The organism is Amycolatopsis tolypomycina, from assembly GCF_900105945.1.
Lineage (GTDB): Bacteria > Actinomycetota > Actinomycetes > Mycobacteriales > Pseudonocardiaceae > Amycolatopsis > Amycolatopsis tolypomycina.
Genome location: NZ_FNSO01000004.1, coordinates 7,052,499 through 7,075,502 on the forward strand (window position 1 = coordinate 7,052,499; position 23,004 = coordinate 7,075,502).

The following is a 23,004-nucleotide window of genomic DNA, read 5'->3' on the forward strand; positions in this document are numbered from 1 at the left end:
CTTGGCGGAGTGATCAACCGGCGCGCACCTCCAATGTCGAGCCCGTGCGCGACTTGCGGACCCGCAGCCGGGTCGGGATCCGCTGCCGCAGCTCTTCGACGTGGGACACGAGCCCGACCACCCGCCCGCCGGCGCGCAGTTCGTCGAGGATGTTCATCACGACGTCGAGGGTTTCGGCGTCCAGGGTGCCGAAACCCTCGTCGACGAACAGCGTGTCCAGCAGCGCGCCGCCGGTCTCCCCCGCGACGACGTCTGCCAGCCCCAGCGCGAGGGCCAGCGACGCGAGGAACGACTCGCCGCCGGACAGGGTCTTCGCCGGGCGGATGGTGCCCGAGTAGTCGTCGAGCACGTCGATGCCGAGCCCACCGCGGGTGCCGCGCGCGCCCGCCGCGTCCGAGTGCACGAACGCGTACCGGCCCTGGCTCATCGTGCGCAGCCGGTGCGTGGCGGCGACGGCGACTTCTTCGAGCCGCGCGGCCAGCACGTACGACCGCAGCGACATCTTCCGGCTGTTCTGCCCGCGTCCGTTGACGACGTCCGCGAGCGCGCGCAGCTCGGCGTACTCCGCTTCGGCCGGCGCGAGCCCGGCCAGCGCTTCGCGCAGCAGGCTCGCGAGCCGGGTCAGCTCCTCGTGCTGCGCGGTGGCCACCCGAAGCGCCGCGTACGCCGAGTCGGCCCGTGCCCGGGCCAGCTGGGCCGCGTCGGCCGCGCGGCCGACGTCCGCGACGTCGTCCGGCGAGATCCCGAACAGGTCCGGCTCGGCCAGCAGCGCCCGTGCGCCCGCCGCGGCCGCCTCCGCCTCGGCGATGCCCTGCTCCAGCTTCTCGATCTGCTCGTCCGGCAGCATCGCGGCCCGCGCCTTCTTCAGCGACGGGAACCCCTTCGCGATGACCGCCGCCTCGACCAGCGCCTTCTGTTCGGCGACCCGCTCACGGGCACCCGCGACCGCCGTGCGGGCGTCCGCGACCGCTTCCAGCGCCTCCGCCAGGCCGAGGAGGTGCTGCCGCCGCGCGCCGACGTCCGCGAACTCGCCGCGCCCGGCCACCAGCCGGCGTTCGCGCTCGGCCAGCCGTTCTTCGAGGGCACGGACGTCGGTCGTGGCTTCGGTCGCCGCCTGTTCGGCCCGGCGAAGGCGTTCGGCCCGCTGCTCGGCGTCGCGCTCCAGGAGGACGACCTGCCGGCTCAGCTTCGCCTTCCCGGCGGCCTGCTCGGTCAGCGCCGCGACCGTGGCGCGGGCTTCGGCCAGCTCGGCGGTGATCGACTCGGCCGTGCGCCCGGCCAGCCGCTCGACCAGCCCGGCCAGCCGCGCCTTCGCCTCTTCCAGCGCGACGACGACCCGCTGCCGCATCGCGTCCGCCGCCTGCTCGGCTTCTTCGGCCTGACGCTCTTCGGCCGGGTCGACCAGCTCGACGTCCCGGCTCGCCTTCGCCGGATGCTCGGCCGACCCGCACACCGGGCACGGGGCGCCGTCGGCCAGCGCGGCGGCCAGCTCGGCCGCCATCCCGTCGAGCCGCCGCTCGCGCAGGTCGAGCCGGCGTTGCCGGGCCGCCTGGTGCGCGTCGACGACTTCGCGCAGCTTCGCCTCGCCGCGCTGGACTTTCGCCTGGGCCTCGGGCAGCTCGGCCGCGTCGCGGGCGAACGCACGCAGCTCCTCCACCTTCGCCTTGGCGCCGTCGAGCTTCGCCTCGGCTTCCGCCGCTTCCAGGGCGTCCGCCCGCAGTTTGGCCAGCTGGCCGGGGATCGCGGCCAGCTCGCCGGTGAGGGCCTCGACCTGTTGCCGGGCCGTGACCGCGGCCAGCTTCCGGTCGTCGCGCCGCATGACGTCGAGCTCTTGCTGCTCGGCCTCGGCGAGCAGCTCCGCGACGGCGCCCGCCTCTTCGCGCGCGGTGGCCGCCCGCGCCTTCAGGTCGCCTGTCGCCCGGGTGCCGAGCTCTCGCAGGCGAGCGCCGCGGGCCTTCTCCGCCTGCTCGGCTTCGGCGAGCTCGGCGGCTCGCCTGTCCAGCAGCTCGGCCTCCACGGCGACACCGGCCGCCCGCCGCGCGGCCGCGACCTCCTGCGCCCACTCCGCGCGCTGCGGGGCCTGCTCGGTGATTTCCAGCAGCCGCAGGTGCGCGGTGCGGACACGGCGGATCTTTTCCGCGCCCGCGCGTTCTTCCTGCAGGTAGGCGTCCGCGCGCCCGGCGGCCGACCGGGCCCGCTCCTCCTCCGCCGTCACCTGCCGGACGCGCTCGTCCGAGGCCGCGAGCACGGCGTCGACCCACTCGGCCACGTCCGCTTCGGGTGGCTCCTGGTGCGCCTCCTGCGCGTAGCGGGCCAGCAGCTCCCGCACGTCCCGCTGCCGCGTTTCGAGCTCGCGGCCGCGCTCGGCTCGTAAGTCGGCGAACCAGCGTTCGACGTCGGCGAAGCGCTCGGTGCCGAACAGCCGCTCCAGGAGCTTCTCGCGCTCGGAGGTGTCCGAACGCAGGAAGCGGGCGAACTCGCCCTGTGGCAGCAGCACCACCTGGAAGAACTGGGCCGCCGTCATCCCGAGCAGCCGCTCGACGGTGCGCGCGACCTCTTCGATCCGGATCAGGCCTTCCGGTGGCAGCCCGGCCGGCGCGGTGCCGATCCAGCTCAGCGACACCCTGGCCTGCTGGGTCGTCGTGCCTTCGCCGCGCCGCTTCGGCCGCTGGTACTCCGGGTTGCGCACGATCTTCAGCCGGTGCCCCTGGACGGTGAGCTCCAGCGCGACTTCGGTGACCTGGTCGGGCTCGGCGAGGTCGCAGCGCAGCCGCTTGGCCTCGTTGCGGGCACCGGGGACCACCCCGAACAACGCGAACGCGATCGCGTCGAGCAGCGTCGTCTTGCCGGCGCCGGTTTCGCCGTGCAGGAGGAAGAGACCGTCGGCGCCGAGCACGTCGAAGTCGACCACTTCGCGTGCGCAGTACGGCCCGAAGGCTTCGACCTCCAGCCTGTGCAGCCTCATTTCGCGAGGGCCCCCCGGTCGGCCGCTTCCAGCGCGTGGAACAGGAGCCGCTCTTCGCGCTCGGTCGGCGGGGCACCGCGGCAGTCGTCGAGGAAGCTGCGCGAGACCTCGATGTCGGACCGGCCGCGGACGGCCTCGGAGTAGCGCAGCGGGGCGCCGGCGTGGCCGCCCGCCGGCTCCCACTCCAGGTGCACGGCGTACGGGAACCGCTCGCGCAGCCGCCGCATCGCGTCGACCGGGCGCACGCGGTCGGTGACCGTGACCGACAGGAAGTGGTCGCGGTAGGCGTCGTGCTCCGGGGCTGTCATGAGGTCCTCGATTTCGCCGGTGAGCGTGGCGAGCTTGCGCGGGACCGGCAGTTCGTGCCGCCGGACCTCGTGCAGGCCGGCTTCGTCGAGTTCGACCAGCCAGACCGACTTGCGTTGGCGCGCTTCGGAAAACGAGTACGCCAGCGGGCTGCCGGAGTAGCGCAGGTGCTCGGCGAGCGTCTGCGGGCCGTGGAGGTGGCCCAGTGCCACGTAGTCGACGCCGTCGAAGACCGAGCCGGGTACCTGCTCCACTCCGCCGACCGCGATCGTGCGCTCGGAGTCGGTGGGTTCGCCGCCGGTGACGAACGCGTGCGCGAGCACGACCGACCGGACGCCGGGCCGGGTTCCGAGGTCCGCGCGGATCCGGCGCATGGCCTCGGTGAGCACGCCGGTGTGGCCGCGGGCTTCGGGCACGCCCAGCGCGTGGCGCGCCGGCTCCGGTTCCAGGTAAGGGATGCCGTAGACGGCGACCGGTCCGTTGGCGTCTTCGAGCAGCACCGGTTCGGCCAGCCCGCCGACGGTGGTGCGCAGGTGGAGTCCGCCGGCCGCGGCGAACTCCGCGAAGGCGCCGAGCCGGGGCGCGGAGTCGTGGTTTCCGGGCGTGACAACGAGTTGCGCGCCGGCCGCCCGGATCCGGGCGACGGCTTTCGTGGCGACCCGCACGGCTTCCGCCGAGGGGACCGCGCGGTCGTAGATGTCGCCTGCCACCAGGACAGCGTCGATCGCCTCGCCGGCCACGAGGTCGGCGAGGTGCCCGAGCACCGCTTCCTGTTCCGCGAGCAGGTCGGCGCCGTGGAACGTGCGGCCGACGTGCCAGTCGGAGGTGTGCAGGATTCTCACGGGGAGCAACGGTACGACCCGCCTCCGACGAAATCGCGCAGGCACGCCGCCTTCTCACTCGAACGTGTGTACTAACACGAGCGTGCAAGATCGGACACGCCCTGCGTGGAATCGATGTGTTCGCAGGTCAGCTACCCAGAGCGACGGTTCGGCTGCGTTTTTTGTCGGTGCTGTCCGCCATGATGGTCCGCGAGCCGGGTTGGGTTGGAGGAGGCGAAGTGGCGACAGTACTGACGACGGCAGCGATCGTGCTGGCGGTCCTGCTGCTGTTCGCCGTCGCGCTGTTGTGGCGGCTGTACCAGGACGGGATGCGCCGGGCGGACGCGGCGGCCCGGCTGGTGGCGGCCGAGCGCGCCAAGGCGGATCAGCAGCAGCTGGCGCTGCGGCGGTACGAGGTGGCGTTCGCCTCGATCAGCGGCCGGGGTGAGCTGGGCGAGCAGGTGCTGGTCGAGACGGCGCGGGCGCTGGGGCTGCGTGAAGACCTGCATTTCACCCTGCAGACGGATCTCGGTGGTGGCGGCTCGGCGAAGCCGGACATGGTGCTGCGCGTGGGCGGCGACCGCACGGTGCCGGTGGACGCGAAGGCGAGCATGGCGACGTGGTCCGAGGCGGTGGAGACGGACGACCCGGACGAGCGCCTGGACGCGTTGCGCGCGCACGTGCGCCAGATCCGGTCCCGGGCGGCGGAGCTGGCTGGCAAGGGCTACCAGCGCTGGGCGGACGCGATCTACGGAACGATCATGTTCGTCCCCTCGGACGCGGCGGTGGTGGCGGCACTGGACACCGACCCGGAGCTGCTGCGCTGGCTGATCGACCGCCGGGTGTTCCTGTGCGGCCCGACGGGCTTCGGCGTACTGGCCTCGGCGGCCCTGTTCGCGGCGAGCGACCGCACACTGGAGGCGGACGTGGAGCAGGTCCGAGCAGGAGCGGCGGCCGCCCATCGGGCAGCGGGCGGGGCGGTGGAGGCGTTGAACCTGTCGAGCACGCACTTGCAGCGGTTCCTGTCGGCGCGACGGCGGGAGCTGGAGGCGTTGGAGACGTTCCGGTCGACGGTGGCCCCGCTGACAGAGGCCTCGGGCAGCCCGGCGGCCGTGCCGACGGTGCGGAAGGGAGACGAGCTGGCAGCCAGCTGACGTGGCAGGTTCACGGAGGTCCGGCGCTGGTCCCGCCGGTGGGTGGAGGGTTCGGCCGCGCCCGGGCGGGTCGGATCGCGCACCCAGGCGGCCGGATGGCGTGCCGGGAGGGTCGGCTTGCGTATCCAGACGGCCGGGTCGCGTATCCGGTAAGAGAGCGGCGCGAGCAGCCGGGCGGCGAGCCGCGCGGAGCCGTTCTGACCAGCGGTGATACCTACCCAGGCCGCACACCCGCCCGGCCGCCGAGACCCCGCAGGGTGCGTCTCCCCGGCCGCCCGTCCGGGTAGATATCCGGGCGCCGGTTGTCTCGGCCACCCGGGCGCGGGACCCTGGGCAGAACCAGCCGCCGGGTGCTACCCGGTGCCACCGGTTCGTTTCCGCGGGTGGCTGTCGGCCCATGTCGGCGGCGGTGCTGGCAAGATCTTCACAACCACGAGATACGGTGTTGCCCTGTGACCGCGATTCGCGATCGCCAGAGCGATCCAGATGCCGACGACGTCCCCGTTGCGTGGGATGAGCGTCCTGTCGTCGGTTCGAGGCGGGGACTGCCCTGGTGGGCGGCGGTCCTGGTCGGCCTCGGCCTGGCGATCGTTGGTGCCCTCCTGGGCAAGCCCAGCCAGGCCGACATCCCGTTGGTCTTCACCGTCTGCTACATCGCCGGGGCCGTGATCGCGGTCTGCGCGGTGAAGCGCCGGGGCCTGTTCGGGCCCATGGTGATGCCGCCGCTGGTGCTGGCCGTGACCGTGCCCGGCGTGATCCTGCTGACCTCCGGGTCCCAGGGCGACGACATGCTGTCGAAGGCGCTGAACATCGGCACCCCGCTGATCAACGGCTTCCCCACCATGGCGATCACCACCGGCATCACGCTGCTGATCGGCTTTGTCCGGATCTTCCGCGAGCGCGACCCCGACGCCCCGAAGAAGGGCAAAAAGGAAGACGCGCGGCCGCGGCCGGCCGGCTCGAACCGCACCGGGCAGACGCCGCTCCCCTCCGGCGCCAACCGCGGCCGAGACGGCGACGCGCCGCGACGCCCGCGTCCGCCCGCCGACGGCGAACGCCGTGCGCCCCGGGCCGCCGCCCCCGCCGAACGCGACCCCGGCACCCGCGGCACGCGCAAGCCTCCGCCGCCGGCCGCGCGGCGCACCCCTCGCCCGGAAACCGGCGACCCGCGCCCACCGCGTGGTGACGCTGCTCCGCGGCGGCGGCCGCGGCCGCCCGAGGACGGCCGGGACAACCCGCCTCCTCGCCGCCCGTCCGGGGGCCGCGGTGCCCCGCCGCGGCGGAACCGGCCCTGGGACGAAGAAGAACGCTGACCGGCCCGTGCGCCGAGGGGCAGCACGCGTGATCAGAGAGGCATCACGCGTGATTGAAGGGACGACACGGCGGCGAGCCGCGTGAAGCGACCCGCCGCCGGCGTGCTCAGACCTTCCGCAGTTCCTTCGGCGGCGCGAACGTGATCTTCTCGTTGGCCGTCGTGACCTCGTTGACGTCGCCATAACCACGCTCGGCGAGCCAGGCCAGGAGGTCCATCACCAGCTCGTCCGGCACCGACGCGCCCGACGTCACACCAACCGTCGTCACGCCGGACAGCCACGCTTCGTCGACCTCGTGCGCGAAGTCGACCAGATACGACGCCCTCGCGCCCGCCTTCAGGGCCACCTCGACCAGGCGCTTCGAGTTGGACGAGTTCGTCGACCCGACCACCAGCACCAGGTCGCACTCCGCGGCCATCGCCTTGACCGCGACCTGGCGGTTCGTCGTCGCGTAGCAGATGTCGTCGCTCGGCGGGTCCAGCAGGTTCGGGAAGCGCTCGCGGAGCTGGTCGACGCGCTCCATCGTCTCGTCGACCGACAGCGTCGTCTGGGACAGCCAGATCACCTTCGACGGGTCGCGCACCTCGACCTTGTCGACGTCCTCGGCCGTGTCGACCAGCTGCACCTTGTCCGGCGCCTCGCCCGCTGTGCCCTCGACCTCTTCGTGGCCCTCGTGGCCGATCAGCAGGATGTCGTAGTCGTCCTTCGCGAACCGGTTGACCTCCTTGTGCACCTTCGTCACCAGGGGGCAGGTCGCGTCGATCGTGCGCAGGTTCCGCTCGGCCGCCTCCGCGTGCACCATCGGCGAGACGCCGTGGGCGGAAAACACCACCAGCGCACCCTCGGGCACCTCGGACGTCTCGTCGACGAAGATCGCGCCGCGCTCGCGCAGCGTCTCCACCACGTGCTTGTTGTGCACGATCTCCTTGCGGACGTACACCGGCGCGCCGTAGACCTCGAGGGCCTTCTCGACGGCGATCACCGCGCGGTCCACGCCGGCGCAGTAACCACGGGGTTTGGCGAGCAGCACCCGCTTGCCGGAAGCGGTTCCGGTGATCGTCGGGGTACCCGCGGGCTCGATTCCGGGACTCGCTGAACTCATGCCCCCAGGGTACGGGCAGCCCCGAGACGGTCTCGAAGTCCCTTTCGGGTGACCTCCATCCTGTGCTCGCCGTCACGCAACGCAGCGTTTCGGTTGGGCAGGAGGGCCGGTCATGCGGCAGGCTGGACCCATGAAGCCATTCCCGCTCCCCCTCCGGGTCGCCGCGGGCCTCGCCGTCTCCACCGCCGAGCGGGTTCGCGAACTTCCCCGGCAGCTGGCCGGGCTCCCGGTGACCGTGGTCAGCCAGGTGCTGCAGGCCTCCATGCGGGTCCAGCAGCACGTCACCGAGCTGGCGATCAAGGGCGACAACGCCCTCTCGAGCCTGCGCCCGGTCGAAGACACGCCGAGCTGGGCGACCTTCGACGAGGACGCCGAGCTGGGCGACGTCCCGCCCGCGCGGCCGAAGTTCGCCGACGTGCCCGAGCCGCGCTCCGAAATCAACGGGCACGTCCCGTCGGCGGCCGAGCTCGAAGCGGAGCTCGGCGATCCGTGGGCGGCCGAAGAACGCGCGCTCGCCGAAGAGCACGCCGACGGCGAGAACGACAGCGAGGACCAAGCTCCGCGCGCGCCCAAGCCCGGCACGCCCGCGATCGACAAGAAGACCAAGAGCGAGACGCCCCGGACCAGCGCCGCGGGCTACGAAGGGCCCGCCGGGCTGACCGGCTACGACCAGCTCACCCTGCCGCAGCTGCGGGCCCGGCTGCGGCAGCTCTCGATCGAGCAGCTCGAGACCATCCTGGAGTACGAGCGCGCCCACGCCGACCGCTCGTCCTTCACCGGCATGCTGTCCCGCCGGATCGCCAACGCCCGCAAGGCGGAACGGGCCGGAGAAGAGAACGGCGACGGCGCGGAAGGCCAGTGACCACCGACACCGAAGCGAGCACCGCCGAAAAGCCGTGGCCGGTCCGGACCGTCGCGCGCAAGATCGGCGACTGGATCCACCGGCTCGGCGCCGTCTGGGTCGAGGGCCAGGTCACCCAGGTCAGTTCCCGGCCCAACACGCAGACCGCGTTCCTGACCCTGCGTGACCCCTCGGCGGACGTCTCGATGTCCGTCACCTGCCCGAACTGGCTGATCCGCGAGATGGAGCCGCCGCTGCGGGAGGGCGCGAGCGTCGTCGTGCACGCGAAGCCGTCGTACTTCTTCGGCCGCGGCACGATCAGCCTGCGTGCCGACCAGATCCGCGCCGTCGGCATCGGTGAGCTGCTGGCCCGGATCGAGCGCCTCAAGAAGCTGCTGGCCGCCGAAGGCCTGTTCTCGGCGCAGCGCAAGCGGCCGGTCCCGTTCCTGCCGAAGGGCGTCGGGCTGATCACCGGCCGCGCGTCGGCGGCGGAGCGGGACGTCCTGGCCAACGCCCAGCGCCGGTGGCCGCACGTGCGGATCAAGGTGCTCAACTCGGCCGTCCAGGGCTCGCAGGCCGTCCCGCAGGTCATGCGCGCGCTGCGGATCTTCGACGCCGACCCCGAGATCGACGTGATCGTCATCGCCCGCGGCGGCGGCAGCGTCGAGGACCTGCTGCCGTTCTCCGACGAAGCGCTCTGCCGCGCGGTTTCGGCCGCCGGCACGCCGGTCGTCAGCGCGATCGGGCACGAACCGGACACCCCGCTCCTCGACTACGTCGCGGACCTGCGCTGCTCGACGCCGACCGACGCCGGCAAGCGGATCGTCCCGGACGTCCGCGAAGAGACCGAGCGCGTCCGGCAGATGCGCGACCGCGGGCGCCGGGCCCTGCACGGCTGGGTCGACACGCAGACGCGGCTGCTCACCCAGATCCGCAGCCGCCCCGCGCTGGCCGACCCGCTGGGCCCGGTGCAGCGGCGGCAGGACGACGTCGACGTCCACCGTGAACGCGCCCGCCGCGCCATGCTCAGCCTGCTCGCCAAGGACCAGGCCGAGATCGCGAACTCCCGGGCCCGGCTCACCGCGCTCGGCCCGGCGGCGACGCTGGCCCGCGGGTACGCGGTCGTGCAGTTCGTCGATTCCGCAGGCAACCTCCAGGTACTCCGCTCCGTCTCCGAAGTCGAGGCCGGTGCCCAGCTGCGCGTGCGCGTGGGTGACGGTGCGATCGGCGCGGTGGCGGAAGGGGAACAGGGGTGACGGCGACGTTCCTCCCGCTCACCGTGGACGCGGCCCGGCGGCTCGGTGCGCATCCACTGCTCGACCAGGCAGTGCGCACCGACCGGGCCGCCGCGGAGTGCTGGACGGCCCTGCTCGCCGGCTGCGGCACCGCCGCCCGCCGCGAGCTGGCGCCGCAGCTGCGGCGGCTGTCCGAGGCGACGTCGATGCAGGTCGGCGCGCGCTGGTGGTTCGCCGAGGGTGCCGGGCACCGGCGGCGGGTGGCCGGCGCGCAGGAGAACCTCGAAGAGGCGATCGCGGACGGTGACGGGCAGGAGTTCGCGCTCGCCTTTGTGGGTTACGACCACGCGATGGCCAGCGCGGTAGTGTGCGCGAACAGCGCCAACCCGTCAGCCCGGAAGGTCGGAGAACACCGAGCGTGAGTGAAACAACCGGCGAGGAACTCGGCTACGAGCAGGCTCGCGACCGCCTCGTCGAGGTCGTCCGGGAACTCGAGGCCGGCGGGCTCTCCCTCGAGCAGTCGCTCGCGTTGTGGGAGAAGGGCGAGAAGCTCGCGAAGGTGTGTGAGCGCCATCTCGAAGGCGCCCGCGAGCGGATCGAAGCCGCGCTGGCCTCGGTGGAGGACGACTCCGAGCAGTGAGGTAGGCCATGCCGACGGTATCTGGAAACACGGCGGGTATCTGACAGACTGAACCTTATTCGGGCCAGGCTGGCGCTACGGAACGCAACCGATCCGCCTGCGGTGACTCTTGCGCCGGCCGACGGCTGAATAAGGTTCACCGTTGACCCGCCAGTTCCACGATCCGGGAGGCAATGATGTCCGCCGCAGAGAGTCGTCGTGAAGCGCCCGACCGCAACCTCGCGATGGAGCTGGTCCGGGTCACCGAAGCCGCGGCGATGGCGGCGGGCCGCTGGGTCGGCCGCGGCGACAAGATCGGCGGGGACGGCGCGGCCGTCGACGCGATGCGCCAGCTCGTCTCGACGGTGTCGATGCGCGGGGTCGTGGTGATCGGCGAGGGCGAGAAGGACGAAGCCCCGATGCTGTTCAACGGCGAAGAGGTCGGCAACGGCGACGGGCCGGACTGCGACGTCGCGGTCGACCCGGTCGACGGCACCACGCTGATGGCCAAGGGCATGCCGAACGCGCTCGCGGTGCTGGCGGTCGCCGAGCGCGGCGCGATGTTCGACCCGTCAGCGGTGTTCTACATGGAAAAGCTGGCCGTCGGGCCCGAAGCGGCGGGCAAGGTCGAGCTCGGCGCGCCGATCGCGGAGAACATCCGCCGGGTCGCCAAGGCGAAGAACAGCAGCGTCGGCGACGTCACCGTGTGCATCCTCGACCGCCCGCGCCACGAGCAGCTCATCAAGGAGGTCCGCGAGGCAGGCGCGCGGATCCGGTTCATCTCCGACGGCGACGTCGCGGGCGCGATCGCCGCGGCCCGCCCGACCACCGGCGTCGACATGCTGATCGGCATCGGCGGCACCCCCGAGGGCATCATCGCCGCCTGCGCGATGAAGTGCCTCGGCGGCGAGCTGCAGGGCCGGCTGTGGCCGAAGGACGACGCCGAGCGCGAGAAGGCCCTCGCCGCCGGGCACGACCTCGACCGGATCCTGCTGAACGACGACCTCGTGCGCGGCGACAACGTCTTCTTCTGCGCCACCGGCGTCACCGACGGCGACCTGCTGCGCGGCGTCCACTACCGCGAGGGCGGGGCGACGACGCAGTCCATCGTGATGCGGTCCAAGTCCGGGACCGTCAGAATGATCGACGGCTACCACCGGCTGAACAAGCTGCGGGCGTACTCCTCGGTCAACTTCGACGGCCACCTGGACGCGCCCGCCGACGACGTGGTGCCCCCGCTGCCGTAAAGGAGATCCGTGACCAGGCGACTGCTGGTTCTGCTGGCCCTGCTGTCTCTCCTGGTCCCGGGCACCGCCGCGGCCGCCCCCGCCATCGTCGGGGGTACGAACGCGGACCAGCCGTACCCGTTCGCGGTGTCGTTGCATTCGGCGTCCGGCAAGCTGTTCTGCGCCGGCGCGCTGATCGCGCCCACCTGGGTGGTCACGGCCGCGCACTGCGCGTTCGACAAGACCCCGCCGACGATCTCGGTGCGGGCGGGCACCAACGAATCAGGGCAGGGCGGCGAGGTCGGCCAGGTCGCCGGGATCGTCGTGAACCCGGCGTTCAACACCCAGAGCCCGGCGGGCGACATCGCGCTGCTGCGGCTGACGGCGCCGGTCGCGGCCGCGCCGATCGGGCTCGCGACGGCCGCGGCGCCGGGCACCGCGACCCGGATACTCGGCTGGGGCCAGACGTGCCCGAAGCTGAACTGCGGCGACATCCCCACGACGCTGCAGCAGCTCGACACGCAGATCGTCGAAGGGTCGAAGTGCACGTCGGTGTTCGACGGCACGGCCGAGCTGTGCACCGACAACCCCGGCGGCAGGTCCGGGGCATGCTTCGGCGACTCCGGCGGCCCGGAGATCGTGCGCGAAGGCGACCACTGGCTGCTCGTCGGCGTCACCAGCCGCCCGGGCAACAACGACCCGGAATGCGCGACGGCGCCGTCGATCTACACCTCCGTGGTCGCCTACGCGCCGTGGATCGCGGAGAAGACGAAGGCCTGACCTACTCCGCGTTGCTCGAGTGGCCCGGGAACAGGTGGGCCTCCGGGTCGAGCGCGACGGCGATGTTGTTGACGGCCGTCGCGGCCTCGCCGAAGCCGGTCGCGATCAGCTTCACCTTCCCCGGGTACGCGGCGACGTCGCCCGCCGCGTAGACGCGCGGCCGCGCTGTCGCCATCGTCGAGTCGACGGCGATCGCGCGGTGGTCGATCTCCAGGCCCCAGCTCTCGATCGGGCCCAGGTCCGCGGTGAACCCGAGCGCCGCGACGACGGCGTTGGCCGGGAGCCGCTCTTCGCCGCCGCCCTTGATCGAGACGTCGACGGCTTCGAGGGAGCCGTCCGGTGCTTCGACGAACCGCGTGACTTCGGCGTCGGTGATGATCCGGGTGCCGAGCTCGCGCGCCTGCCGGACGATCGACTCGGCGGCGCGGAACTTCGCGCGCCGGTGCACCAGCGTGACGCTCGCCGCCACCGGGTGCAGCGCGAGGATCCAGTCGAACGCCGAGTCGCCGCCGCCGACGACCACGACGTGCTGGCCCGCGTGCGCCTGCAGTGAGGGGACGAAGTGGACCATGCCGCGGCCGAGCCAGCCGTCGCCGGCCGGCAGCGGGCGCGGGGTGAACTCGCCGATGCCCGCGGTGATCAGCACCGCGCGGGCGCGCAGCGGCTCGCCGCCGTCGAGGGTCAGTTCGAGGTCTTCGCCTGCCGGCGCCAGCTTCTCGGCCTTGCGCCCCAGCAGGTACCTCGGTTTGAACGGCGCGGCCTGCTGCACCAGGCCGTCGACGAGGTCGCGGCCGCGGACCTCGGCGAACCCGCCGACGTCGTAGATCATCTTCTCGGGGTACATCGCGGTGACCTGGCCGCCGGGCTCGGGCAGCGAATCGACCACCGCCGTCGAGAGGCCGCGGAACCCGGCGTAGTAGGCGGCGAACAGGCCCGTCGGGCCCGCGCCGATGATCACGAGGTCGTACGTGTCGCCGGCAACATCAGTCATGCTCGCTCCAGCCAGTGGTGGATGGCGGTGATCGAGAACACATCCGATCCTAGCGTCGCGCGGGGCCGAGGGTGGGCGACGCCACCACGCGGCGCGGCCCGAACAGGGCCAGAATCGGTGTCATGGCTGACCAGGAATACCGGATCGAACACGACACCATGGGCGAGGTCCGCGTGCCTGCCGACGCGCTCTACCGCGCGCAGACCCAGCGGGCCGTGGAGAACTTCCCCATCTCCGGCCGGGGCCTGGAGCGCGCCCAGATCCGCGCGCTCGGCCTGCTCAAGGCCGCCGCCGCGCGGGTGAACCTCAAGCTGGGCGTGCTCGACGCCGAGGTCGCCGACGCCATCGCGGCCGCCGCCGACGAGGTCGCCGCCGGGGCCCATGACGCGCACTTCCCCATCGACGTCTTCCAGACCGGGTCCGGGACGTCGTCGAACATGAACGCCAACGAGGTCATCGCGACGCTGGCTTCGCGCGCCCTCGGCCGTGACGTGCACCCGAACGACCACGTCAACGCGTCGCAGTCGTCGAACGACACCTTCCCGACGACCATCCACGTCGCCGCGACCGAGGCCGTCACCAAGGACGTCATCCCGGCGCTGGAGTACCTGGCCGGCGCGATCGAGGTCCGCGCCGCGGAGTGGGCGGACGTCGTGAAGTCCGGCCGCACGCACCTGATGGACGCGGTGCCGATCACGCTCGGCCAGGAGGCGGGCGCGTGGGCGTCCCAGATCCGCTTCGGCGTCGAGCGCCTGAAGTCGGGCCTGCCGCGGCTGGGCGAGCTGCCGATCGGCGGCACCGCCGTGGGCTCGGGCCTGAACGCGCCGGAGGGCTTCGGCGCCTCGGTCGCCGCGGAGCTCGCGACGGTCACCGGGCTGCCGCTCACCGAGGCCCGCGACCACTTCGAGGCGCAGGCGACGCAGGACAGCGTCGTCGAGACGTCCGGGCACCTGCGCACGGTCGCCGTGTCGCTCAACAAGATCGCCAACGACCTGCGCTGGCTGGGGTCCGGTCCGCGCACCGGGCTGGCCGAGCTGGCGCTGCCGGACCTGCAGCCGGGCTCGTCGATCATGCCGGGCAAGGTGAACCCGGTGATCCCGGAGGCGACGCTGCAGGTGGTGGCCCAGGTGATCGGCAACGACGCGGCGGTCGCCTTCGCCGGCGCGGCGGGCAATTTCCAGCTGAACGTCAACCTGCCGGTGATCGCCCGGAACGTCCTCGAATCGGCGCGGCTGATCGCGGCGGTTTCCCGGTTGCTGGCGGACAAGGTGTTCGCGGGCATCACGGTGAACACCGACCGCGCGCGGACCTACGCCGAGGGCTCGCCGTCGATCGTGACGCCGTTGAACTCCTACATCGGCTACGAAGCGGCGGCCGCGGTGGCGAAGCAGGCGTTGAAGGAGCTCAAGACGATTCGCGAGGTCGTCATCGAGCGCGGGTACGTCCGCGACGGGAAGCTCACGGAGGAGCAGCTCGACGAGGCGCTCGACGTGCTGCGCATGGCCCGCGGCGGCAAGTGATGGGTGACGCCGCCGAGCTGGGCGCCTTCCTGAAGGCACGCCGCGCCGCCCTCGACCCGGCCGACCTCGGCCTGCCGGCCGGGGTCACCCACCGGCGGGTCAAGGGCCTGCGCCGCGAGGAACTCGCCCAGCTCGCCGGTATCAGCGTCGACTACTACACGCGGCTGGAGCAGGGCCGCGCGAAGAACGTCTCGGACGCGATCCTCGACGCGCTCGCTCGCGCACTGCGCCTCGACGCCGGCGAGGAGGCCTACCTGCACAACCTCGCCGCGCCGAAGCGCCGTGAGCAGCCCGCGCCGCAACGGATCCGGCCCGAGCTACAGCAGCTGCTGGATGCCGTCCAGGCGCCCGCGTTCATCTTCGGGCGCTACCTGGACGTGCTGGCCTGGAACGCGCTCGGCGGCGCGGTCGCCTTCGACTTCGCCCGGCTCGAAGAGCGCAACATCGCCAGGCTGTCCTTCCTCGGCGACCGCGGGAAAGCGCTGTACCCGGAGTGGGACACGGTGTCCCGCGAGGTCGTCGCCAACCTGCGCGCGGAAAGCGGCAGGCACCCGGGCGACCCGGAGCTCGCCCGGCTCGTCGACGAGCTTTCGCGGGCCAGCGCCGAGTTCCGCGAGCTGTGGGCCGAGCACGCGGTGCGGGAGAAGGCGCAGGGGTGGAAGGTGCTGGCGAACCCCGTCGTCGGCGAGCTGCGGCTGCGGTACGAGACGCTGCGGCTGCCCGACGACCCGGACCAGGGCCTTGTCATCTACCACGCCGAGCCGGGATCGGAGAGCGAGCGCGCGCTCGGCCTGCTGGCCAGCTGGGTCGCCGAGGCGCCGCTGACCAGGGCAAACGTCAAGCCGTCCTGAAATTGTCGGTGGTCCGGGTCATGATGTCCGGGTGTTGCTGAGCGAGTTGGTCCGCGCGTCCGCCGAGCTGGCGGCGACCAGGTCCAGGAAGGCGAAGATCGCCGTCCTGGCCGCCGTGCTGCGCGCGGCGGAGGTCGCCGAGCTGCCCGCGGTGGTCGCGTACCTCACCGGGCAGACGGCGCAGGACAGGCTGGGTGCGGGCTGGCGCACCCTGGCCGCACTGGGCGCCGACCCCGCGCCCGAACCGGTGGTCTCGGTGCTCGAGGTGGACGCGGCACTGACGGCGGCCGCGGGCGTGGCGGCGGGCACCGGGTCGAACACGCGGCGGCAGGAGGTGCTGCGCGCGTTGTTCACCCGGCTGACGAACGACGAGCAGCAGTTCCTGTTCCGGCTGGTCACCGGGGAGCTGCGGCAGGGCGCGCTGGAGGGCGTGATGGTCGACGCCATCGCGGCCGCGGCCGAGGTGGCGGGCGAGGACGTGCGGCGGGCCTTCATGCTGTCCGGGAAGCTCGGCGTCACCGCCGTCGCGGCGCTGACGGGTGGGCAGGCGGCGCTGGCGGAGTTCCGGCTCACCCTGGGCACGCCGGTCAAGCCGATGCTGGCGTCACCGGCGGAGTCGCTGGACGAAGCCGTCGCCGAGCACGCCGAGGCGATCGTCGAGTACAAGATGGACGGTGCGCGGATCCAGGTGCACCGGCAGGGCGACGAGGTGCACGTGTGGACGCGGACGCTGCGCGAGATCACCGGCAGCGTCCAGGAACTGGTCGAACTCGTGCGGGCGCTGCCGTGCGAGTCGGTGGTGCTCGACGGCGAGACGCTGGCCCTGACCGACGCCGGGCGGCCGCGGCCGTTCCAGGACACCATGAGCCGGTTCGGCAGCACCCGCGAAGAACAGGTCAAGGCGCTGCTGCTGCGGCCGTACTTCTTCGACTGCCTGCACCTCGACGGCGTCGACCTGCTCGACGCGCCGCTTTCGGAGCGCAACGCGGCGCTGCGCAAGGTCGCCGGGGCGCACGTCATCCCCGGCGAGGTGGGCACGGCGCGCGCGGCCGAGGTGCTGGAGGCGGCGATGGAGGCGGGCCACGAAGGTGTCATGGTCAAGGACCTGGCGTCGCCGTACGCGGCCGGGCGGCGCGGGCGGGCGTGGCTGAAGGTCAAGCCGGTGCACACGATCGACCTGGTGGTGCTCGCGGCGGAGTGGGGGCACGGGCGGCGCACCGGCACGCTGTCGAACCTGCACCTGGGCGCCCGCGACCCCGACGGCGGCCCGCCGATCATGGTGGGCAAGACGTTCAAGGGCATGACCGACGAGCTGCTGGCGTGGCAGACGAGGACGTTCCAGGAGATCGAGACCCACCGCGACGACTGGACGGTGTACGTCCGGCCGGAGATCGTGGTGGAGATCGAGCTGGACAGCGCCCAGGTTTCGACGCGCTATCCCGGTGGGCTGGCCCTGCGGTTCGCCCGGGTGGTCCGCTACCGGCCGGACAAGGACCCGGCCGAAGCGGACACGATCGACACGGTCCGCGGCCTGCTCCACGGCGACCGGTCGGAAGGGAGCTGACACAAGGACAGACGAAAGTCGCTGTTGCCCGCGGGCGGTAGCGGCCAAAGTGGACGAATCCGGTGCCGGGCGGCGTCTCGCCGGGAAGTTGGCGAGAATTTTCCCGCCACGGCCGGCGGCGAAGCTCCCTAAAGTGCGCTCCTTCACGGAGATCCCCGCTCAGTTCCCGAGCGGTCATGGAGGAGCAAGCAGTGGTCAGCAAGGAACAGATGAAGGCGGCCATCCACGCCGCTTTCGACGGAGCCGTCGAAGACGGGGCGAGCTACACCAAGGTGTACGCCGCGGAGATCAGGCAGAAGAACTACCTGGTCTTCCGGACCACCTCGGTGGCCAACTTCGCCCTGGGCTTCAAGCCGGGGCAGACGGAGTTCGTCCTCGTCCCGCTCGAGGAGAAGAACGGCACCGTCACGGCGGGCACCCCGCTGACGATCAACGACGCGAACCGGGCGTCGGTGAAGAAGCGTGACCTGCAGGGCCGCTTCGTCGTCAAGACGACCGACGGCCGGACCTTCCGGCTGAGCATCATCCCGTCGGTGGCGAAGATCCTGGCCGTCGCCTACCAGCTGCCGATCGAGCAGAAGGCGGAGTACGAGGCGTTCGTCGCGCTGCGGGATTCGCTGCTCGCGGCGTAGCCGCACGCCCGGGGCTGTCCACGCACCGGGCAGCCCCCGGCTCGACACCTTCGAGGGGTCCACTGTGGAGTTACCGGCGGGTACGCTCCGGCGATGCGCAGCGAGAAGCTCACCCGTGCCTGGTTCGCGGTCACCGCGGTGGTCGCCCTGACCGGCCTCGTCACCCAGGTCGTCGTCACCGCGAGCGCCCCGGACGGGCGAGTCGCCAACCTGCTCTGCTACTTCACGATCGACTCGAACTTGCTGGTCATCGCCACCTCGGCGCTCGTGGCCGTGGGTGCGGCGCGGGGCACGGTGTTCACCGTGCTCTGGCTCGACGCGCTGGCCGGCATCATCGTGACGGGCATCGTCTACCAGGTCGCCCTCGCCGGCCTGCACGACCTGCACGGGCTCGCCTTCTTCGCGGACACCCTGCTGCACAAGGCAACGCCGATCCTGTTCGTGCTCGGCTGGCTCCTGGTCGGCCCGCGCGGCGCGCTCACCTGGCGCACGGTCTGGTGGTCGCTGGCCTACCCGCTGACGTGGCTCGCGTTCACGCTCCCGCGCGGCGCGCTCACCGGCTTCTACCCGTACCCGTTCGTCGACGCGGATGCCCTCGGCTATGGCCCGGTCGCGCTCAACTGCGTGTTCATCGGGCTCTTCTTCACCGCGCTCACCACCGGCGCGTTCCTGTACGACCGCCGGCTCGCGCCCGCCTAGCCCCGGACGCGGCGGAACGCGTTGAGCCCGTCGGTCAGCGCGGCCTGCACCAGCGTCGGGAGCGCGCCGCGCCGGTCGGCCGGTTTGCCGGCGGCGATCCGGTGCATCTGCCGGGTGTGCCACTGGATCTCGAGGAGGCTGTCGGCCAGGCGGATGCCGGTCTTGGGGCACAGCCGTTCCGCGCGGACGTCGTCGCCGGCGAGCAGCCGGGCGGGCAGGCCGGGGTCGGCGATCAGCGGCCGGCCGAGGCCGATCGCGTCGACTTCGCCCGAGCGCAGCGCTTCGGTCATCCCGGCCGGCGTCGCGAACCCGCCGGTGACCATCAGGGCGATGTCGGAGATTTCCCGGGCCTTCGCCGCGTAGTCCAGGAAGTAGGCCTCCCGCGCCCGGGTGCTCGCGCGGCCGGCGCCCATCATCGCGGCCTTCTCGTACGTGCCCCCCGAGACCTCCAGCAGGTCGACCCCGGCTTCGCCGAGTTCCCGCACGACCTCCAGGGACTCGTCCTCGGTGAAGCCGCCGCGCTGGAAGTCGGCGCTGTTGAGCTTGACCGACACCGGCACGCCGTCGCCGACCGCCGCGCGCACCCGCCGGACCACCTCGAGCAGGAACCGGCGGCGGCGGACGGCGTCGCCGCCCCAGGCGTCGGTCCGCAGGTTCGTCAGCGGGGACAGGAACTGCGAGACCAGGTAGCCGTGGGCGCCGTGGATCTGCACGCCCGCGAAGCCCGCTTCGGTGAAAGTCTCCGCCGCGACACCGAAGCGCTCGATGATCGCTTCGATCTCTTCGCCGGTCAGGGCCCGCGGGACGGCGAAGGCCGTGCGGACGCCTCGATCGCCGAAGGGCACTGCGGACGGTGCGACCGGCCGGCGCGACAGGTACCGCGGGCTCTGCCGGCCGGGGTGGTTCAGCTGCACCCACAGCTGCGCGTCCGTGCCCTCGACCGCGCCGGCCCAGGGCCGGTAGAGCGCCGGATCCGGCGTCGCGGCCACGTTGCGCGGCTCGCCGAGCGCGGCCGGGTCGACCATGACGTTCCCGGTGATCAGCGTGCCCGCGCCGCCGCGCGCCCAGGTCCGGTACAGCTCGGCGAGCTCGCGGGTGGGCGCGTTGCGGCGGTCGCCGAGCTGCTCGCTCAGCGCCGGCTTCACCAGGCGGTTCGGCAGCACGGCGCCGCACCGCAGCTTCAACGGCTCGGCCAGGAGGGTCATCGCGCCACCTCTCGAACTTACTCGCGGTAAGGTGACTTGACGGTAGCATACCGCCGGTATGTCATCTACCCGTCGAATGACCACTAGGGTCGGGCGCATGACGGCGATCGTGCAGAACCTGGTGACCTCCGGCGTCTTCGAGCTCGACGGCGGCAGCTGGGACGTCGACAACAACGTGTGGCTCGTGGGCGACGACGCGGAAGTGATCGTGATCGACGCGGCGCACGACGCGAAGGCGATCGAAAACGTCGTGGGCGAGCGGAAGCTGGCCGCGATCGTCTGCACCCACGCGCACAACGACCACGTCAACGCCGCCCCGGAACTCGCCGCCGCGACCGGCGCGCCGATCCTGCTGCACCCGGACGACCGGGTCGTCTGGGACCTCACCCACCCGGACCGCGCCCCGGACGGCGAGCTGGCCGACGGCCAGGTGATCACCATCGCGGGCACCGAGCTCCGGGTGCTCCACACACCCGGCCACGCCCCGGGCGCGGTGTGCCTGTACGCGGCGGAACTGGGCGTCCTGTTCACCGGCGACACCCTGTTCCACGGCGGCCCCGGCGCCACCGGCCGGTCCTATTCGGACTACCCGACGATCGTGCAGTCCATCCGCGAGAAGCTGTTCACCCTCCCGGAGTCGACCAAGGTCCACACCGGACACGGCGAAGGCACGACGATCGGCGCCGAGAAATCGGCATCGGATGGCTGGGAACAGCCTTAGGACGTGTGCTTCCGGGCGACGAGGGCGAACTCCTCGATCGCCCGGTCGAAGTCCCCGGTGGCCCTGATGACCGCGGCGGGCAGGTAGCGCTGGTCGAACTTGCGGTCCGCGTCCAGCTCGCGCCGCATCTCGTGGAGCTCCATCTCCTTCCTGCGGAGCACCTTGGCCTGCTCGACGAGTTCGTCGGGGCCGCTCATCACGAGCAGCCCGTAGAACGAGCGCATCTGCGCGCGGGCCGTGTAATACGCCTCCTCGTAGGCGACTTCGCGTTCGGCGTCGCCTTCGATGGCGTCTTCGGCGAGTTCCCGCCGCCGGTGTGTCACGTTCAGGTCGACGATGTGCTGCCGGGCCCGAACGGCCGCCTCGATGAACCCGGCGCAGCGGTCGGCGCGTTCCTGACGCAGCTTCGCGCGCCGAGCCGCATTCAGCTTCAGCGGCTCGACCAGCGCGCCCAGCGTCACCCCGGCCAGCGACGCGACCGCCGCGATGACCGCGGCACTGATCGCCGTCAGCACGTCAGGCGCGGCACGCTCGGCGACACCCGGACCCGCTCCTTCGCCTCTTCCGCCAGCGCCAACGCCCACTGCTGCAGGCCGGCGACGTCGATCCCGTGCGGCGGCTCGCCGCGGAACGGCTCGATGTTCGCCGCGCCGCGCTCCAGCAGCGAGACCGCTCCCACGTTGTTGCCGCGGGCCGCGTGCGTCAGGCCGACCGCCAGCTGGGCCAGGCCGCGCCACAGCTCGCGGTCCGGGGTGCCGGTCGTCTTCCACGCGTCCTCGAACACCTCGTGCGCGTGGAACGGCTTGCCCTCGTCGAGCAGCTGCTGGGCCTCCGCAAGCGTTTGCGCCGGGGTGCGCTCGATGCCCTCCGGCTGGCGCTCGACGCCGTCCGCGCCGTACGGCAGCGGGCGGCCGAGGCCGTCGCGCGGTCGTGCGTTGCGTGCCCGTCCCTCGGCGTCCCGGTCGCGGCGGCTCATGCCCTCGATCCTGCCACGGACCCGGCAGGTAGTCTGGTGACTCGTGCGTTTCCTCGACGGCCACCGGCCCGCCCACGACCTGACCTACGACGACGTGTTCCTCCTGCCGAACCGCTCGGACGTGGAGTCCCGTTTCGACGTCGACCTCTCCACCGCGGACGGCACCGGCGCGACCATCCCGATCGTCGTCGCGAACATGACCGCGGTCGCCGGCCGCCGGATGGCCGAGACCGTCGCCCGCCGCGGTGGCCTGGTCGTGCTCCCCCAGGACGTCGATCCCGAAGCCGTCAGCGGGATCGTCGGCTGGGTCAAGAGCCGTCACACCGTGTGGGACACGCCGCTGGTGCTCACCGGCGGTGACGCGGTCGCCGACGCCCTCAACCTGGTCCACAAGCGCGCCCACGGCGCTGTCGTCGTCGTGGACGGCGAAGGCCGCCCGGTCGGCATCGTCGACGAAGCCGCCTGCGCGGGTGTCGACCGCTTCGCGCGGCTCGCCGACGTCGCGCAGCCGCCGACCGTCGCGGTTCCGCTGACCACGCCGGCGCGCGAGGTCTTCGAGCTGCTCAACAGCCACGGCGCCCACCTGGCCCTCGGCCTCGACGAAGACGGCCGGCTCGCGGGCGTCCTGACCGCCGTCGGCGCGCTGCGCGCGGAGATCTACACCCCCGCCGTCGACGACGCGGGCAAGCTGCGCGTCGCCGCCGCGGTCGGTGTCAACGGCGACGTCGCCGCCAAAGCCGAAGCGGTGCTGAACGCGGGCGTCGACGTGCTGGTCGTCGACACCGCGCACGGCCACCAGGAGAAGATGATCGCTGCGCTGAAGGCCGTCCGCTCGGTGTCGCCGCAGGTCCCGGTGGTCGCCGGGAACGTGGTCACCGCCGAGGGCACGCGCGACCTGATCCAGGCCGGCGCCGACGTCGTCAAGGTCGGCGTCGGGCCGGGCGCGATGTGCACCACGCGGATGATGACCGGCGTGGGCCGCCCGCAGTTCTCCGCGGTCGCCGACTGCGCGGCCGCCGCGCGCGAGCTGGGCAAGCACGTCTGGGCCGACGGCGGCGTGCGCCACCCGCGTGACGTCGCGCTGGCGCTGGCCGCGGGCGCGTCCGCGGCGATGGTCGGCTCGTGGTTCGCCGGCACCTACGAATCCCCCGGCGACCTGCGCTTCGACGAGCAGGGCCGTCCCTACAAGGAGTCGTTCGGCATGGCGTCGAAGCGCGCGGTCGGCGCCCGGACGCGCACGGACGGCTCGTTCGACCGCGCGCGGAAGGCGCTGTTCGAGGAGGGCATCTCGTCGTCGCGGATGTCGCTCGACCCGCAGCGCCCCGGCGTCGAGGACCTGCTGGACTCGATCGGGTCCGGCGTCCGCTCTTCCTGCACCTACGCGGGCGCGCGGACCCTCGAGGAGTTCCACGAGCGCGCGCTGCTGGGCGTCCAGTCGGCGGCCGGGTTCGCCGAGGGCCGCCCCCTTCCCTCGGGCTGGTAG

The 23,004-nt window shown here is 72.5% G+C and carries 22 protein-coding genes; 15 read left to right on the plus strand and 7 right to left on the minus strand.

Annotation, left to right across the window (positions count from 1 at the left end):
- Nucleotides 1–13: 13 nt before the first annotated feature.
- Nucleotides 14–2,965: an AAA family ATPase gene (locus BLW76_RS42005; protein WP_091317763.1), complete on the minus strand. Its 2,952-nt coding sequence runs from the start codon at nucleotides 2,963–2,965 to the stop codon at nucleotides 14–16.
- A complete protein-coding gene (locus tag BLW76_RS42010; RefSeq protein WP_167384903.1) occupies nucleotides 2,962–4,113 on the minus strand; it encodes an exonuclease SbcCD subunit D in 1,152 nt (383 codons plus the stop codon). The genes BLW76_RS42005 and BLW76_RS42010 overlap by 4 nt, the downstream gene beginning before the upstream one ends.
- 218 nt (nucleotides 4,114–4,331) lie before the next feature.
- On the opposite strand from BLW76_RS42010, the gene BLW76_RS42015 reads away from it, so the two are divergent.
- A complete protein-coding gene (locus tag BLW76_RS42015; RefSeq protein ID WP_091317766.1) occupies nucleotides 4,332–5,246 on the plus strand; it encodes a DNA recombination protein RmuC in 915 nt (304 codons plus the stop codon).
- A 452-nt stretch (nucleotides 5,247–5,698) separates the two neighbouring features.
- Nucleotides 5,699–6,559 carry a DUF6542 domain-containing protein gene (locus BLW76_RS42020; RefSeq protein WP_167384904.1) on the plus strand — a complete coding sequence of 287 codons (861 nt, stop codon included), beginning with the start codon at nucleotides 5,699–5,701 and terminating at the stop codon, nucleotides 6,557–6,559.
- A 106-nt stretch (nucleotides 6,560–6,665) separates the two neighbouring features.
- Here BLW76_RS42020 and BLW76_RS42025 read toward each other — a convergent pair whose 3' ends face one another.
- The gene (locus tag BLW76_RS42025) at nucleotides 6,666–7,661 is read right to left on the minus strand and encodes a 4-hydroxy-3-methylbut-2-enyl diphosphate reductase (protein ID WP_167384905.1); all 996 of its coding nucleotides are present in this window, start codon (nucleotides 7,659–7,661) and stop codon (nucleotides 6,666–6,668) included.
- Between the two features lie 130 nt (nucleotides 7,662–7,791).
- Here BLW76_RS42025 and BLW76_RS42030 point away from each other — a divergent pair, with 130 nt between their 5' ends.
- The 6 genes from BLW76_RS42030 to BLW76_RS42055 all read left to right on the plus strand — a co-directional run bounded on the left by BLW76_RS42030 (nucleotide 7,792) and on the right by BLW76_RS42055 (nucleotide 12,362).
- On the plus strand, nucleotides 7,792–8,523 hold the full coding sequence (locus BLW76_RS42030) for a lipid droplet-associated protein (RefSeq protein WP_091317768.1): 732 nt from the start codon (nucleotides 7,792–7,794) through the stop codon (nucleotides 8,521–8,523).
- On the plus strand, nucleotides 8,520–9,758 hold the full coding sequence (gene xseA, locus BLW76_RS42035; protein ID WP_091317770.1) for an exodeoxyribonuclease VII large subunit: 1,239 nt from the start codon (nucleotides 8,520–8,522) through the stop codon (nucleotides 9,756–9,758). Before BLW76_RS42030 ends, xseA begins: the two co-directional genes overlap by 4 nt.
- Entirely contained in the window at nucleotides 9,755–10,159 is a 405-nt protein-coding gene (locus BLW76_RS42040) for a hypothetical protein (protein ID WP_091317772.1), read from the plus strand. The genes xseA and BLW76_RS42040 overlap by 4 nt, the downstream gene beginning before the upstream one ends.
- Nucleotides 10,156–10,377 (plus strand): exodeoxyribonuclease VII small subunit, encoded by a 222-nt coding sequence (locus BLW76_RS42045; RefSeq protein WP_043786198.1) that lies wholly within the window; start codon nucleotides 10,156–10,158, stop codon nucleotides 10,375–10,377. Before BLW76_RS42040 ends, BLW76_RS42045 begins: the two co-directional genes overlap by 4 nt.
- Nucleotides 10,378–10,550: 173 nt before the next feature.
- Nucleotides 10,551–11,603: a class II fructose-bisphosphatase gene (gene glpX / locus BLW76_RS42050; RefSeq protein ID WP_167384906.1), complete on the plus strand. Its 1,053-nt coding sequence runs from the start codon at nucleotides 10,551–10,553 to the stop codon at nucleotides 11,601–11,603.
- Nucleotides 11,604–11,612: 9 nt separating this feature from the next.
- Entirely contained in the window at nucleotides 11,613–12,362 is a 750-nt protein-coding gene (locus tag BLW76_RS42055) for a S1 family peptidase (RefSeq protein ID WP_244170569.1), read from the plus strand.
- A 1-nt stretch (nucleotide 12,363) separates the two neighbouring features.
- On the opposite strand, the gene BLW76_RS42060 is transcribed toward BLW76_RS42055, so the two are convergent.
- Complete coding sequence (locus BLW76_RS42060) at nucleotides 12,364–13,353, minus strand: NAD(P)/FAD-dependent oxidoreductase (protein ID WP_167384907.1); 990 nt, start codon at nucleotides 13,351–13,353, stop codon at nucleotides 12,364–12,366.
- Nucleotides 13,354–13,475: 122 nt separating this feature from the next.
- On the opposite strand from BLW76_RS42060, the gene BLW76_RS42065 reads away from it, so the two are divergent.
- The 5 genes from BLW76_RS42065 to BLW76_RS42085 all read left to right on the plus strand — a co-directional run bounded on the left by BLW76_RS42065 (nucleotide 13,476) and on the right by BLW76_RS42085 (nucleotide 18,619).
- Complete coding sequence (locus BLW76_RS42065; protein WP_091317775.1) at nucleotides 13,476–14,873, plus strand: class II fumarate hydratase; 1,398 nt, start codon at nucleotides 13,476–13,478, stop codon at nucleotides 14,871–14,873.
- On the plus strand, nucleotides 14,873–15,724 hold the full coding sequence (locus tag BLW76_RS42070; RefSeq protein WP_167384908.1) for a helix-turn-helix domain-containing protein: 852 nt from the start codon (nucleotides 14,873–14,875) through the stop codon (nucleotides 15,722–15,724). The genes BLW76_RS42065 and BLW76_RS42070 overlap by 1 nt, the downstream gene beginning before the upstream one ends.
- A 31-nt stretch (nucleotides 15,725–15,755) precedes the next feature.
- Nucleotides 15,756–17,288 (plus strand): ATP-dependent DNA ligase, encoded by a 1,533-nt coding sequence (locus BLW76_RS42075; protein ID WP_091317778.1) that lies wholly within the window; start codon nucleotides 15,756–15,758, stop codon nucleotides 17,286–17,288.
- 191 nt (nucleotides 17,289–17,479) lie between these two features.
- Nucleotides 17,480–17,920 carry a hypothetical protein gene (locus tag BLW76_RS42080; RefSeq protein ID WP_091317779.1) on the plus strand — a complete coding sequence of 147 codons (441 nt, stop codon included), beginning with the start codon at nucleotides 17,480–17,482 and terminating at the stop codon, nucleotides 17,918–17,920.
- Nucleotides 17,921–18,013: 93 nt separating this feature from the next.
- The gene (locus BLW76_RS42085) at nucleotides 18,014–18,619 is read left to right on the plus strand and encodes a Pr6Pr family membrane protein (RefSeq protein ID WP_091317781.1); all 606 of its coding nucleotides are present in this window, start codon (nucleotides 18,014–18,016) and stop codon (nucleotides 18,617–18,619) included.
- On the opposite strand, the gene BLW76_RS42090 is transcribed toward BLW76_RS42085, so the two are convergent.
- Nucleotides 18,616–19,824 (minus strand): NADH:flavin oxidoreductase/NADH oxidase family protein, encoded by a 1,209-nt coding sequence (locus tag BLW76_RS42090; RefSeq protein WP_091317783.1) that lies wholly within the window; start codon nucleotides 19,822–19,824, stop codon nucleotides 18,616–18,618. The genes BLW76_RS42085 and BLW76_RS42090 overlap by 4 nt on opposite strands.
- A 97-nt stretch (nucleotides 19,825–19,921) precedes the next feature.
- Here BLW76_RS42090 and BLW76_RS42095 point away from each other — a divergent pair, with 97 nt between their 5' ends.
- Complete coding sequence (locus BLW76_RS42095) at nucleotides 19,922–20,545, plus strand: MBL fold metallo-hydrolase (RefSeq protein WP_091317785.1); 624 nt, start codon at nucleotides 19,922–19,924, stop codon at nucleotides 20,543–20,545.
- Here the strand turns inward: BLW76_RS42095 and BLW76_RS42100 are convergent.
- Both BLW76_RS42100 and BLW76_RS42105 read right to left on the minus strand, forming a co-directional pair.
- Nucleotides 20,542–21,060: a hypothetical protein gene (locus BLW76_RS42100; RefSeq protein ID WP_091317787.1), complete on the minus strand. Its 519-nt coding sequence runs from the start codon at nucleotides 21,058–21,060 to the stop codon at nucleotides 20,542–20,544. The two genes, BLW76_RS42095 and BLW76_RS42100, sit on opposite strands and share 4 nt — an antisense overlap.
- The gene (locus BLW76_RS42105; protein ID WP_091317789.1) at nucleotides 21,054–21,521 is read right to left on the minus strand and encodes a DUF309 domain-containing protein; all 468 of its coding nucleotides are present in this window, start codon (nucleotides 21,519–21,521) and stop codon (nucleotides 21,054–21,056) included. Before BLW76_RS42105 ends, BLW76_RS42100 begins: the two co-directional genes overlap by 7 nt.
- A gap of 43 nt (nucleotides 21,522–21,564) precedes the next feature.
- Here BLW76_RS42105 and guaB1 point away from each other — a divergent pair, with 43 nt between their 5' ends.
- The gene (gene guaB1, locus BLW76_RS42110; protein WP_091317790.1) at nucleotides 21,565–23,004 is read left to right on the plus strand and encodes a GMP reductase; all 1,440 of its coding nucleotides are present in this window, start codon (nucleotides 21,565–21,567) and stop codon (nucleotides 23,002–23,004) included.